The 13,419-nt window shown below is 71.4% G+C and carries 11 protein-coding genes; all 11 read left to right on the top strand.

Features of this window, described 5'->3' with window-relative positions; translation table 11 throughout:
- Positions 1–5: 5 nt before the first annotated feature.
- Genes bamD through ACOQPP_RS07205 form a run of 11 tightly spaced genes read left to right on the top strand, consistent with a single transcriptional unit; the run spans position 6 to position 13,414 of the window.
- The gene (bamD, locus tag ACOQPP_RS07255) at positions 6–746 is read left to right on the top strand and encodes an outer membrane protein assembly factor BamD (protein ID WP_419164824.1); all 741 of its coding nucleotides are present in this window, start codon (positions 6–8) and stop codon (positions 744–746) included.
- Positions 727–1,371, top strand: coding sequence for a nicotinate (nicotinamide) nucleotide adenylyltransferase (gene nadD / locus ACOQPP_RS07250; RefSeq protein ID WP_419164825.1), 645 nt, complete (start codon positions 727–729; stop codon positions 1,369–1,371). The genes bamD and nadD overlap by 20 nt, the downstream gene beginning before the upstream one ends.
- The gene (gene secA, locus ACOQPP_RS07245; RefSeq protein WP_420636181.1) at positions 1,365–4,733 is read left to right on the top strand and encodes a preprotein translocase subunit SecA; all 3,369 of its coding nucleotides are present in this window, start codon (positions 1,365–1,367) and stop codon (positions 4,731–4,733) included. Before nadD ends, secA begins: the two co-directional genes overlap by 7 nt.
- Positions 4,734–4,743: 10 nt before the next feature.
- Complete coding sequence (locus ACOQPP_RS07240) at positions 4,744–5,178, top strand: hypothetical protein (protein WP_419164827.1); 435 nt, start codon at positions 4,744–4,746, stop codon at positions 5,176–5,178.
- A complete protein-coding gene (locus ACOQPP_RS07235) occupies positions 5,175–6,365 on the top strand; it encodes an aminotransferase class I/II-fold pyridoxal phosphate-dependent enzyme (protein WP_419164828.1) in 1,191 nt (396 codons plus the stop codon). The genes ACOQPP_RS07240 and ACOQPP_RS07235 overlap by 4 nt, the downstream gene beginning before the upstream one ends.
- Positions 6,362–9,514: a glycosyltransferase gene (locus tag ACOQPP_RS07230; protein ID WP_420636180.1), complete on the top strand. Its 3,153-nt coding sequence runs from the start codon at positions 6,362–6,364 to the stop codon at positions 9,512–9,514. Before ACOQPP_RS07235 ends, ACOQPP_RS07230 begins: the two co-directional genes overlap by 4 nt.
- Positions 9,511–10,092 carry a hypothetical protein gene (locus ACOQPP_RS07225; protein ID WP_420636179.1) on the top strand — a complete coding sequence of 194 codons (582 nt, stop codon included), beginning with the start codon at positions 9,511–9,513 and terminating at the stop codon, positions 10,090–10,092. The genes ACOQPP_RS07230 and ACOQPP_RS07225 overlap by 4 nt, the downstream gene beginning before the upstream one ends.
- A gap of 10 nt (positions 10,093–10,102) precedes the next feature.
- Positions 10,103–10,528 (top strand): hypothetical protein, encoded by a 426-nt coding sequence (locus ACOQPP_RS07220; protein ID WP_420636178.1) that lies wholly within the window; start codon positions 10,103–10,105, stop codon positions 10,526–10,528.
- A complete protein-coding gene (locus ACOQPP_RS07215; RefSeq protein ID WP_420636177.1) occupies positions 10,529–10,966 on the top strand; it encodes a type II toxin-antitoxin system VapC family toxin in 438 nt (145 codons plus the stop codon).
- On the top strand, positions 10,947–12,098 hold the full coding sequence (locus ACOQPP_RS07210; protein WP_420636176.1) for an NAD-dependent epimerase/dehydratase family protein: 1,152 nt from the start codon (positions 10,947–10,949) through the stop codon (positions 12,096–12,098). Before ACOQPP_RS07215 ends, ACOQPP_RS07210 begins: the two co-directional genes overlap by 20 nt.
- Positions 12,065–13,414, top strand: coding sequence for a glycine cleavage T C-terminal barrel domain-containing protein (locus ACOQPP_RS07205; protein ID WP_419164834.1), 1,350 nt, complete (start codon positions 12,065–12,067; stop codon positions 13,412–13,414). Before ACOQPP_RS07210 ends, ACOQPP_RS07205 begins: the two co-directional genes overlap by 34 nt.
- Positions 13,415–13,419: the final 5 nt, after the last annotated feature.

Raw genomic sequence — 13,419 nt, 5'->3', positions numbered from 1 at the left:
CGGCCGTGTGCGCCGCCGCCCTCTCGCTCGCGGCGTGCGCGAGTTCCGGCCCTCCGGGCGATCTGTCGCCCCCGGACCTCTTCCAGTGGGCCCACGACGAGTTCGACGCCGGGGAATACCGCCGGGCCGCCGACGGCTTCCTCGCCTTCATGATCCGGGCTCCGCTGAATCCGCTCGCGGACAGCGCCCAGTTTCTCGCCGCCGAGGGCCACCTGCGGGCCGGAAACGAACTCGACGCGGTGGAGGAATTCCGCCGCATGGCCACGGGCCGGCCCAACAGTCCCCTGGCCGACGACGCGCAACTGGGGTTGTGCCGCGCCTATCTCGCCGCCTCGCCCAGGGTCACGCTCTCCCAGGAGTACACCCGGCGGGCGATCGAGGAATGCGGCCGCCTGCTGCAGTTCTTCCCCACGACCCCGTTCCGCGAGGAGGCGGAACGCCTCATGGCGGAGGCGCGCGCCAAGCTCGCTCGCAAGAGCTACGAGATCGGGAAGTTCTATCAGGACACCCGCCGGCTCCCCGAGTCCGCGATCGTGTACTTCGAACTGTCCCTCGCCGAGGAGCCTTCGGAGGACCTCCTCCCGGACCTCCTGTGGCGCCTCTATCAGGTATATCGCCGCGTCGGGTACGAGACCGAGGCCGGCAGCATCCGGGAGCGGCTCCTGGCGGAGTTCCCCGACTCGGAGGAAGCGCGGAATGCGGCCGCAGAGGAAGACCCCGCGGAGAATGCCGCCACCCTCCGCTGATCGTCCGTTCTCCGGTCGCCGGATCGGCGTCTTCGGGGGCAGCTTCGATCCTCCCCACGTCGGACACGCGATCGTCGCGCGGGAGCTGGTCGAGCAGCTTCGCCTCGAACGCCTGCTCGTCATTCCGGCCGCCGACCCGCCCCACCGCAGCGCCGTGCTCCCCGCCGCGACCCGCTTCGAGCTGACCCGGCGGCTCTTCCGCGGCATCCCCCGGATCGAGGTCAGCCCGCTCGAGTTCCGGCGCTCCGGACCCTCCTTCACCGTCGACACGCTGGAGGAGCTGGCGCGACAGTTCCAGGACGACCGGCTGATCCTCGCCATGGGCGCGGACCGGTTCGCGGCGCTCGACGGCTGGAAGGACCCCGACCGCGTCCGGGAACTCGCCCGGATCGCCGTGATGCCGCGGGGAGGCCGGGAGCCGGTGTCCCCCCCGGCCGCAACGCCGATAGACTATCTTGTCGTGAACGTCACACGAATCGATGTTTCGGCGAGCCGGATCCGGCGCCGTCTCCGCGAGGGGCGTTCGGTCCGGCACCTCGTTCCCGAGTCGATCCGACACGATGTCGAGCGCGCCCTGGCCGACCGGTCGGGCAGGCCCCGCAACCCAGCGAGTCCCGGATGTTGAAGAACGTCGTCACGCAGGTCTTCGGAACGCGCTTCACGCGCGAGATGAAGCGCATGCGTCCGATCATCCAGCAGATCAAGGAGCACGAATCACGGCTGGCGGACCTCCCGGAAGAGGCGCTGGCGGCGCAGACCGTGAAGTTCCGCGAGACCATACACGAACGGACCTCGACGTTCGAGGATGCCGTCGAAGCGCTCCGGGAGAAGCGTCGCTACACCGAGAATCCGGCCCGCCGCGCGGACCTCACCGAGCGGATCGCCGTGACGGAGGGCGAACTCAACGAAGCCACCCAGGCCGTGCTCGACGACATCCTGCCCGAGGCGTTCGCGACGGTCCGCGAAGCCTGCCGGCGCCTGCTCGGGGCGGAGATCCTCGTCACGGGCAACGACATGAGCTGGGACATGGTCCCGTACGACGTGCAGCTCATCGGCGGGATCGTCCTCCATCAGGGGAAGATCGCCGAGATGGCGACCGGCGAGGGCAAGACGCTCGTCGCCACCATGCCCATGTACCTCAACGCGCTCCCCGGCCGCGGTGCCCACCTCGTCACGGTCAACGACTACCTCGCCCGCCGCGACGCCCAGTGGATGGGCACTGTGTTCGACTACCTCGGACTCTCGGTGGGCGTCCTCGAGGACACGGAGCCCGGGAGCGAGGAGCGGCGGGCCGCCTACCGGGCCGACATCACGTACGGGACCAACAACGAGTTCGGGTTCGACTACCTGCGCGACAACATGGTCATCGAACTCCGGCAGCGGGTACAGCGCGGACACGCCTACGCGATCATCGACGAGGTGGACTCGGTCCTCGTCGATGAGGCCCGGACCCCGCTCATCATCTCGGGCCCGGCGGGCCGCGACGAGCGCGACGTGTACCAGAAGCACAATGCGCAGGTGGCGGCTCTCGCCCGCAAGCAGACGCGGATGGTCAACCGGCTCGTGGCCGACGGCACGAGGATACTCGAAGCGGCCGCGGAGGAGGAGGACCAGGAGCAGCGCCGGGAGGCGGGACTCAAGCTCCTCGCGGCGCAGCGCGGCGCCCCCAGGAACAAGCGGCTCCTCAAGCTCCGCACGCGCTCGGGCGTCAAGCAGCTCATCCAGCGCACCGAGGCCGACCTCATGCGCGAGAAGCGGCTCCCCGAGATCGACGAGATGCTGCTCTACTCGATGGACGAGAAGGGGCACACGATCCAGATCTCGGAACCGGGCCTCGACGTGCTCTCGCCCGACGACCCCGAGGCGTTCGTGGTCCCGGACATCTCCGAGGACGTGAAGCACGTGGAGGACGACGAGTCGCTGGGCACCGATGAGAAGCGGGAGGAGATCGAACGGATCGAGCGCGAGTACGCGGAGAAATCGGAGAAGATCCACGTCATCCACCAGCTCGTGAAGGCGTACTCGCTGTACGAGAAGGACGTGGAGTACGTGGTCGAGAACGGCGACGTCGTCATCGTCGACGAACACACGGGCCGGAAGATGCACGGGCGGCGCTGGTCGGACGGGCTCCACCAGGCGGTCGAGGCGAAGGAGAACGTGAAGGTGCGGGGCGAGACCCAGACGCTCGCCACGATCACGATCCAGAACTACTTCCGCATGTACGACAAGCTGTCCGGGATGACCGGGACCGCGGAGACGGAGGAGGGCGAGTTTCACTCGATCTACGGTCTGGAGGTCGTGGTCATCCCGACCCACCGGCCGGTGCGGCGCGTCGATCACGACGACGTGATCTTCCAGACCAAGCAGGAGAAGTACGCCGCGCTGATCGACGAGATCGAGCGCATCAACGAACAGGGCCTCCCGATCCTCGTCGGGACGACGAGCGTCGAGGTGTCCGAGGTCATCTCGCGCATGCTCAAGCGCCGCGGGCTGGCGCACGAAGTGCTGAACGCGAAGCAGCACGAGCGCGAGGCCATCATCGTGCAGAACGCGGGCCAGCCGGGCGCGATCACGATCGCGACGAACATGGCCGGCCGCGGCACCGACATCAAACTCGCCTCACCCTGCGTGCAGTGCGACGTGTGCGGGATCCGCTCAGACACGCCGGCGTTCGGGCAGACCGGCGAGGAAGCGGATCTGTCCCGGGCCGAGATCAAGGAACGCGGCTGCGAGGACGAACCCCCCTGCGGCCTCCAGATCCTCGGCACCGAACGGCATCAGTCGCGGAGGATCGACCGCCAGCTGCGGGGCCGCTCCGGACGCCAGGGCGACCCCGGGGCCAGCCTCTTCTTCCTGTCGCTGGAAGACGACCTCATGCGGCTCTTCATGCACGAGCGCGTGGCCCGGATCATGGACCGCCTCGGGGTGGAGGAAGGCGAGGTCATCAGCCACCCGTGGATCACGAAGTCCGTCGAGCGCGCTCAGAAGCGGGTGGAGACCCAGAACTTCGACGCCCGCAAGCGGCTGCTCGACTACGACGACGTGATGAACCAGCAGCGCGAGGTCGTCTACGACCTGCGCCTGTACGCCCTCGAGGGAGGCGAGGACCTGAAGGGCGAGACGTGGGAGATGATCGAGGAGGCGATGCGGGAGGAGATGGACGAATACGTCCCCTCGGAGAGCCCGCACGACCAGTGGGACCTGGCGGGGCTGAGGGAACACCTCCTGATCGAATATTTCCTGCACAACGACTTTCTGCCGAGGGTGGGGGAGGAGGCCGCGGACCCGGGCAAGGAGGCGAGCGCCGACAACTGGGCGGCGGCGGACCGGGTCCACGAAGCGGTCCTCGCCAGCGCGCTCGAGCAGTACCGGGCGAAGCTCGACAGCTTCGGGGAGGTGTGGGAGCAGGTGCTGCGCTTCATCGTCCTTTCCGTCCTGGACGAGAAGTGGAAGGACCACCTGTACGACCTCGACCACCTGCGTTCGTCGATCCAGTTCCGGTCGTGGGGTCAGAAGGACCCGCTCGTCGAGTACAAGAAGGAGGCGTACGAGATGTTCGTGAGCCTCATCACGGACATCCGCCAGACGGTGGCGAACCGTTTCTTCCGGATGCGGGTCGAGGTCCCGCCGCCGGTGCGCCCGCGGGCGCCGCAGATCACGGGGATGAGCGGTCCGGTGGAGCCGGGGGCCGGCGCGGCGGGGCGGCTGCCCGGTCCGGATGCGGCTGCGGGGCCGGGCCGAGCGGGCGGCGCCCCGGGCCAGGCGCCCGCTCTGGAGCCGGCCTTCTCGGCCACGGGCGTCGCGGCCTCGGCCGCGGTCCGGGATCTCACCCCGGACGACACGGCCGCCCGGGCCGCGCTCCGGGGCGGGCGGCCCCGCCGGGCCGGCCCCCCCGCGACCGCCGCCAAGGCGCCCGGCCGCAACGCGCCGTGCCCGTGCGGGAGCGGCAGGAAGTACAAGAAGTGCCACGGCCGGCCCGGCGGCTGAGGCCGGCGCCGTGACCCGACGCAGCGGGCCGCTCGCCGCCGCGATCCTCGTCATCGGGTGCATCGGCGACGCCGAGCCCCCCGACCCGGCGCCCGCCACGAGCGCCGCGGACCCGGCCGCGGCGGCCCCCGACTCCATCTACGCGGCCGACGCCGTCGATGTCGCTCTGCTCGAATACGCGATCGGCATGCCGACCCGGCTCCCGGCCGGCCCCACTCGGCTCCGCCTCAGCAACCAGGGGTTCGAGGGGCACAACCTCAAGCTCGTGGATCCGGAGAGCCGGGCGGTGCTGTGGGAGACCGAAAGGGACGTCGAAACCGGCGAGGTGCGCCTGGTCGAACTCGACCTGCCGCCCGGAAGCTACACCGTACTCTGCGACGTGGCGGGCCACGACACGCGCGGCATGCTCATGACCCTCACCGTCGAGGCCACCTCCGACCCATGAGTTCGTTCCTGAGGTACGTCCCTCCCATGGGGATCTACGAAACGCTGTACGCCTTCCTCGGGGCGTTCGGCACCTACATGGGGGAACGCGGCACGCATCCCTGGAGCCAGGGCTTTCCGCGCACCGTTCGACTGCCGGACGGTCCCGGCCTCCCGTCACGCGTCACCGTGACTGCGGAGCACCGCAAATACCCCAAGGCGTGGGGCCTGCCCGCGCTGCGGGAAGCGATCGCCCGCTACTACCGGGACTCGTACGACGTCGCGATCTCGGCCGACAACGTGATGGTGTTCGCCGGGGGACGTCCCGCGATCGTCGCGCTCCTCCTCTTCCTCGAACCCGACATCGAGGTGCGGGTCGCGTCGACGGAATACACGCCCTACTACGACATCCTCGAACGCCTGCGGCGGTCCTATCATCTCGTGCACAGCGGGGCGGACAACGGGTTCCGGCCCCCGGTCGGCGCCTACACGGCGCCGGGCGACGGGCGGACGCTGATGCTGGTCAGCAACCCCTGCAACCCGACCGGCGTGACGCGGACCGGCGACGAACTCCGCGCCCTGGTCGCGGCTTCGAGGGCCGACGGCATGGGGCTCCTCATCGACGAGGCCTACGAACTGCTGCACGCCCCGCCGGTGAGCGCCCTCGCGCATGTGGACGACATCGAGGACGGCAACCTGTTCGTCGTCGGCGCGGCCACCAAGGGGCTGCAGGCGCCCGGCATCCGCATCGGCTGGGTCGTGTCGGCGAAGCGGCACATCGACGTGCTCGGGAACTTCTCGTCCTTCGGGATGGGCGGCGTGTCGCACCCGTCCCAGTGCTACGCGGTCGAGCTTCTGCACCCGGATCGCGTGCCCCGGGTTCGCGAGGCGGTGCCGGCCTTCTACGAGAGCCAGCGGAACCGCTACGGAGAGGCGTTCGAGGCGCTGGGACTCGAGCTGTTCTCGGGCGACGGCGGCTTCTACCACTGGTGCCGTCTCCCCGATGGCCTCGGCGCGCAGCACCTAAACGAGCGCCTCTTCCAGCGCGGGGCCGCGATCCTCAAGGGGACCGACTGCGACATGGCGCGCCGCGGGGACGCCTCGCCGCTGGCGAGCTTCTTCCGCTTCTCCTTCGGCCCCCTCGCCCCGGAGTCGTTCGAGGCGGATATCGCCCTCCTGGGCGACGCGCTGCGGGATGGCACGCAATGATGTCGGGATCTCTCGAACGGATCAGGAGCGCGTGGCGCGCGCGATGCCGGCTCCGGCGGACGACCCGTTCCCGGGAGGGCGCCGACGCGCGCGCCGGGACGTCTCACGTCGGCGGCGGGCCGCGGCCGGCGGCGGTGCGCGGCAACGACTGGCGGCAGGTGCGGCTGCCGGAGGGCGGGAGCTTCACGCCCACGCTCCCGGTCAGCGTCATCGTGCCCTGCTTCGAGGCGCCCGGAGCGCTGGCGCTGACGCTGGCGGGGCTGGAGCGGCAGGACTACCCGCGGGAGCTGTTCGAGGTCGTCATCGTCGACGACGGCTCCGAGCCGCCGCTACGCCCCCCGGCCGGGACCCCGCTCGACGTGAGGGTGGTGCGCCAGGAGCGGCGCGGGTTCGGGCTCGCGCGGGCGAGAAACGCCGGCGCGCGGGCGGCGGCGCACGGCATCCTCGTGTTTCTCGACGGCGACGTGATCCCCGAAGCCGGGCTGCTGGCGGCCCACGCGCGCTGGCACCATGCGGTTTCGGACGCGTTGACGCTGGGCTTCTGCGCGTATGTGCAGGCGGCGGGCATCGATGCCGGGGCGGTTCGTGGCCGGGCAGGCTCGCTGCGGGCGCTATTCGCGGACCGGCCCGCGGATCCGCCGTGGCTGGAGCGCCACATGGCCCGCACCGCCGACCTGACCTCGGCGCACGAGGACCTGTTCCGGGCCGTGACCGGGAATAACCTGGGGATCGGCAAGGCGTTCTACCGCGAGGTGGGCGGCTTCGACGAGTCATTCCGGCGCTACGGGGGTGAGGACACCGAATTCGGCTACCGGGTGCAGACGCGCGGCGGGCTGCTGGCGCCGGTGCGGGAAGCCTTCGGCTGGCACCAGGGGCGCTTGGCGGACGGCCGGGAAGGGAAGGCGCGGGACCAGCACCTGCAACGTGCGAAGCTCGGCCACTGCATCGCGGACCCCGGATTTCGCCGCCCCGTGCCGGGCCGGTTCTTCGCGGTGCCGCGCCATGTGGTCACCGTGGAGGCCGGGGACGTCCCGGCGGCGCGCGTCGTCGCGGCGGTCGAGGGTCTGCTCGCCGACCCGGGGGGTGATCTGGCGGTGCGGGTCGAGACGCCGGTCGCGCGCGCCGACCTCGGTCCCGCGTGGCTCGAGGCGCATTTCGGGGCGGACGCCAGGGTGCGGGTGGCGCCCGAAGGCCCGGCGCGCGCATCGGCCCGCGCGTCGGTCCTCGAGGCGGCGCACGAGGCGGCGCTCGAGGCGTTTCCGGCGTCGCCGTTTCACATCCGCCTTGGCGCCCGCGCCACCGTGCCCCGCGGCCTCGTGGAGCGACTTCACACCGGGCTGGGCGACGCCGTGGTGGCGACGGCCAGGCTCGCGGGCGGCTCGCGCGTATCCATCGCCCGGGCGTGGGGGCTGCATCGCGCCCGGCGCACGGGGCTGCCCGTGGCTGCGTTCGGCGACGCGCGCAGGTTGAAGGCGGCCGCCGTACGGCCGCGCCCGGTCCGCGGCGCGGTCCTCCTGCGCCTGCCCCCGTCCGCCCGTGCGAATCCGGACCCGCCGCCGCGCCGCGCGCTGCGCGCGAACACGGCCCGGGTGTGGGCGGAGGCCCGGCACATCAGGGGGATCCACACCGCCTGGCGCTTCCTCGCCTGGCTGGCCGTGGCGCTCCGCTGGCGGCTCGGTCAGGCGCGCGCCGCCGTGGCGGCACCGTCACGGGCCGCTGCGACGCGCTCTTCGAGGCCGACGCCGCCCCCTGGGCCGACCCACTGGGACCCCCCGCTGGGGACCCGGATCGCGGCTCTGGGCCCGCGCGCGCGGGCCGTGTTCCGGGCGTCCTCGCGAGTCGCGCATGAGCTGGACGGCGGGCCTGTCGACGTTGCGCTGGCGGACACGGAGGACACGGCGGCGGTCATCGGCGTGCCCACGGTGCGTCTCGACGCGGCGCCGACGCTGGCGGTTCCCGCCTTCGACCCGGCGGCGCACAACCCGGTCGGCTGGGTGAGGGAGGTGGAGCCGCGTGCCGCGTGCGTGGGGCCGCGGCGCCAGCTTCCGTCGTGCGTGCGCGCGCGCGAAGTGCCCCTGGCCGAGCGCAGCCGTCTCGTGCGCTACCACCATGTCGAGGACGTGGGCGCCTTCCATGCCGGGCCGCCCGAGCGCGCCGGCACGCTGGTCCGGATCGCTGCCTGCGGCGTGCCCGTGCATCTGGCCGACCACGACCCGGCGCTCGAGACACTTCTGGGCCCCGAGCTTCATGAGCTCATGAGCGCCCCCATCGGCTATGACGGCGCGGAGGCGCGCGAGGTGCTCAGCATCCGCATGCGGCGTACGGCGCTGCGCGTGCACTCGCTCGGCGCCCGCGCCCGGCAGCTGTGCGAGGCGGCGGGCGTCGACCCGCCGGAGTTTCCCCTTGTGTCGGTATTGCTCGCGACCCGGCGGCCCGGGCGCCTGGCGGCGGCGGTGGCGAATGTCGCGCGCCAGGATTACCCCCGCCTCGAGCTGGTGCTGACCCTGCACGGCCCGGGCTTCGAGGCGGACGAGGTGGCGTGCGCCACCGCCTCCCTCGGCGCGCCGGTGACGGTGCTGCGCCTCGACGAAGACCACCCCCTGGGCACGGTGCTGAACGCGGCTTCGACGGCTGCCGCCGGCCCGCTGCTGACGAAGATGGACGACGACGACGTCTACGGAGCCGAGCATCTGTGGGACCTGGTGCTGGCGCGCGAATATTCCGGGGCGTCGCTGGTCGGCAAATTCCCGGCGACCGTCTACTTGGCGCACCGGGACCGCACCGTGCGCCGCCGCCGCGTGCGCAGCGAAATCTGGTCGCACTCGATCACCGGCGGCGCCATGCTGATCGCGCGTGCGGATCTCGGACGCGCCGGCGGCTGGCGCCCGGCCCGGCGCCACGTCGACGCGGCGCTGATCGAGGATGTGGACCGCATCGGCGGCGGCGTGTACCGGACCCACGACGCGGGCTACGTCCTGGTTCGCCACGCCGAGGGCCACACCTGGAAGGCGGCCGATGCGGCGTTCCTCGCCCAGGCCGAGTCGGTGTGGCCGGGCTGGCGCCCGGCGCTCGCCGGGATCGAAGGCGTGCCGCCGCCGCGTCCCGACCCCGCGCGGCGCGGGACGTCCGGGGCGGGGATGGCGCAATGATCTCGCACCGATACCGCTGCATCTACATCAAGGTGCCCAGGTGCGGCAGCACGACCCTGCGCGACTGGTTCCTGGACCACGGCAGCGGGCGCCACAGCTTCAAGGCCGGGTGGTACGGGGGGATCCTGCCCGACCGGATGCAGTCGGTGACGCGGGTGAGGTTCACGCACGAGAACTGGTTCCGGCGGCAGACGGTGACGGTGAGCGCGGTCTCGTCGGCGTGGGGTACGGCGACGCTTACGCACACCTACGACGGCACGGTCTACGCCAGAACACGGCCGCCGCCGGTGGTGACGGTCTCCGTGGCGTCCTCCGACCGCCCGGACGAGGCCAGCGTGAAGGACGACGAAGCCGCCCGGCTCTGCGCCGCGCTTGGCGCCGGAGAAGAGGTGACCCGGGCATCATTGGCCGCGGCGTTGTGGAAGGAGGGAGCCTTGAGCGATACCCAGCTCGCCGCCCTCGACAGTCTCGGGAACGGGGACGGCGAATATGACCTCGGCGATCTGCTCTCCTGGATCGAACGCTGCCAGCGGGGCGAGGAGTGCTGCGCGGGATCCGGGCCCGCGCCGGTTCCATGACCCGGTGGTCGTGGGCGGCGCTCCTGGCCGGGGTGGCTTCGGCCTGGGGGACGGCATCGCCGGGCCGCGCGATGACGCGGCCGGTGGCGCGATACCGTTGGCGGTAGTGGATCCCGGCCTCCCGCAGGTCCGGTTGACGGCCCCTCCCGAAGGACTTCAGGCTCAGGGACCTGACCGTGTACGAGACCGTGATCTCCCGCTGAGGGGGACGCGCGGCCGGCTGACCGGCACGCCGCACTTCGGGCTCGGGCTGTCGGAGGCCGGACGCGACTTCCGGCTCGGCGCCGTGCCGCTGTACGACCTGCGCGTCGACCTCATTCTCGAAGCGACCCGCTGGGAGGCCGCCGCCGCCCGGCCCGAGCACGGACTCACGCTGAGCGGCGCCCTGCTGCCGGCAGGGGTTCCGAGATTGACGAGGCCACGGCCGACTCGGTAGGTGAAGGTCCTCCTCGACGCCAACGCCTACTCACAGCTCATGCGGGGGCGCCCGGAGGTCGCCGGGATCGTTCGCGGCGCCGGCGAGCTTCTCATGTCAACGGTCGTACTCGGCGAACTCCTGTATGGATTCAGATGTGGCTCCCGTACCGAGGCGAACATCGCGGAGATGCGCGCCTTCCTCGAGAACCCGTACGTTTCTCTCCTGTCGGTGGGGCCGGTCACCGCAGATCGGTATTCCCGAATCGCGGTTTCGCTGCGAGCGAAGTGTCGCCCCATTCCTTCGAACGATGTCTGGATCGCTGCCCAGGCGATGGAAACGGGCGCCGATCTGGTCTCGGCCGACGGTCACTTCGAGTATGTGGATGGAATCGCCTGGGTGCGTATCCCGGCAACGTCATTATTGGGGAGGACCTTCGATGAGGATGACGCGACGTGAATTCACGGGAACCTCGCTCGCGGCGGCGGGAGCTGCGGCGCTCCCGGCCCTGGGTGCCGCGGCATGCACGGGGGAGACTCGCCCCTCGCCGGACTCCGAAGGCGCCGCCGCCGAAAGCGCGGCCCGGCCCGGGCGGTTGCTCATCCTGGGAGGCACCGGTTTCATCGGCCCCCACATGGTGCGGCACGCCCTCGAGCGGGGGCACGAGGTCACCCTCTTCAACCGCGGGCGCACGAATCCCGGTCTCTTCCCCGGCGTCGAGACGCTGATCGGGGACCGCGACGGGGCCCTCGACGCGCTGCGGGGGAGGGAATGGGACTACGTCATCGACAACAGCGGCTACGTCCCCCGCCTCGTGCGCGACTCGGCCGGCCTCCTGCGCGATTCCGTCGGCCGCTATCTGTTCACCTCCACCGGTTCCGTGTACGACTTCGACCAGGACGAACTGCCGGAAGATGCCGGACTCCTCGAGGTGACCGACCCCGAGAGCGAGGATGTGGGGCGGTACTACGGGCCGCTCAAGGTGATGTGCGAGGAGGCGGTGCGGGAAATCTACGGCGGCCGCGGCACGATCGCGCGCCTCCACGTCGTCGCGGGCCCCGGAGATCCCACCGACCGCTTCACGTACTGGCCGGTCCGGATCCACCACGGGGGCGAGGCGATCGCGCCGGGCGACATGGACAACCCGGTCCAGTTCATCGACGTGCGGGACCTGGCCGAGTTCGCCATGCACCTGCTGGAGCAGGACACCGGCGGGATCTTCAACGTGGCCGGCCCGACGCTCGACGAGACCCGCATGGACGAGTTCCTGTACGGCATCCGCGCGGTCACGACGTCGCGCGTGTCTTTCGCGTGGGTGGACGAGGACTTCCTCGCGAGCCGCGAGCCGCCCACCCGCTACCCCCTCTGGTACTCGCAGAACGGCCCCGCGAGAGCGCTGGCGCGCGTCCGGTCGCACCGTGGCGTCGAGGCGGGTCTCAAGTTCCGCCCGCTCGCGGTCACGGCGCGCGAGACCCTGGACTGGTTCCTGAGCGAGCCCGAGGAGCGCCGCCGGCAACTCCAGCTGAACCTCGAGCGCGACGCCGGGATCCTCGAAGCATGGCGCCGCCGCAGCCCGCGGGCGGACTCATGACGGGCGCGCCGGGATCGGGCCAGCCCCCGAGCGTGGACCAGTCGGACCGGATCGTCCCCATCAACCTGCGCCAGAGCGGACGGACGCCGGTCGAGATGCTCATCTCCACCCGGGTCCGGAAGTCGCCCTACTGGCACCTGTCGCACCTGGCGGGCTGCTGGCGGGCCACCGTCTACAACCGCATCTACCACCCCCGCGGCTACGCCCGGCCCGAAGAGGGGGGCGCGGCGGCGGAACACGAGGCGCTCACCCACCGCGTCACGCTGTGGAACGTCGCCGTGGAGCGGCAGATCCGCGTCAGGGGACCCGACGCCGAGGCGTTCGTCGACTATGCGATCACGCGCGACGCGACCCGGATCGAGCCGATGCGCGCGAGGTACGTCATCCTCTGCAACGAGCGCGGCGGCATCCTCAACGACCCGGTGCTGCTGCGGCTCTCCGGCGACGAGTTCTGGTTCTCGCTGGCCGACTCCGACCTCCTGTTCTGGCTTCAGGGCGTGAACGTCGGCCTCGGGATGGAGGTGGAGATCGACGAGATCGATGTCTGTCCGCTGCAGATACAGGGGCCGAAGTCGCTCGATCTCATGGTCGATCTCGTGGGAGGGGCCGTCCGCGACATCCCCTACTACGGGCTCATGGAGGCGGAGATCGCGGACTGCTCCGTGGTGGTCTCGCAGACCGGGTTCTCGGGGGAGAAGGGATACGAGATCTATCTCCGGGACGCGACGCTGCACGCGGGGACGCTGTGGCGAGCGCTGCTGGAGGCGGGAGAGGCGCACGGGCTGATGGTCACGGCCCCCGGCCACCAGCGCCGGATCCAGGCCGGGATCCTGTCGTGGGGACAGGACATCGACCACGAGACGAGCCCCTTCCAGTGCAACCTCGCCTACCAGGTGCCGCGCGAGAAGGCGGGCGACTACATCGGGCGGGCCGCGCTGGAGCGCCAGCGGGCCGAGATCGAGGCCGGGCGCTCGCCCTTCGCCCTCGTCATGGTGGGGATGAAGCTGGGCGGCCGGCCGGTTGACGACTACGCGCCCGACTTCTGGCTCGTGTCCGCCGCGGACGGCGGCGACCCGGTCGGCTACATCACCTCCCCGTGGTACGCCCCGGAGCTGGGCTGCAACATCGCTCTCGGGTACGTGCCGCCCGCCAAGTCCGCCATCGGCACGGAACTCGCCGTGTGGCTCCCCGACGAGTACGCGAGCGAGCCGGCCCGGCCCGAGCCGGCCCGCGTGTGCGAGGTCCCGTTCCGCCCTTCGGTGAACCCGAGCGCCCGCGAGGTCGCCCTTGCCCAGGGGCGCGACGCCGCCCTGTAACCCGA

The organism is Candidatus Palauibacter sp. (assembly GCF_965222475.1).
GTDB lineage: Bacteria > Gemmatimonadota > Gemmatimonadetes > Palauibacterales > Palauibacteraceae > Palauibacter.
The sequence above is the reverse complement of the archived record's forward strand: the minus strand, read 5'-3'. Positions and strand labels throughout refer to the sequence as shown.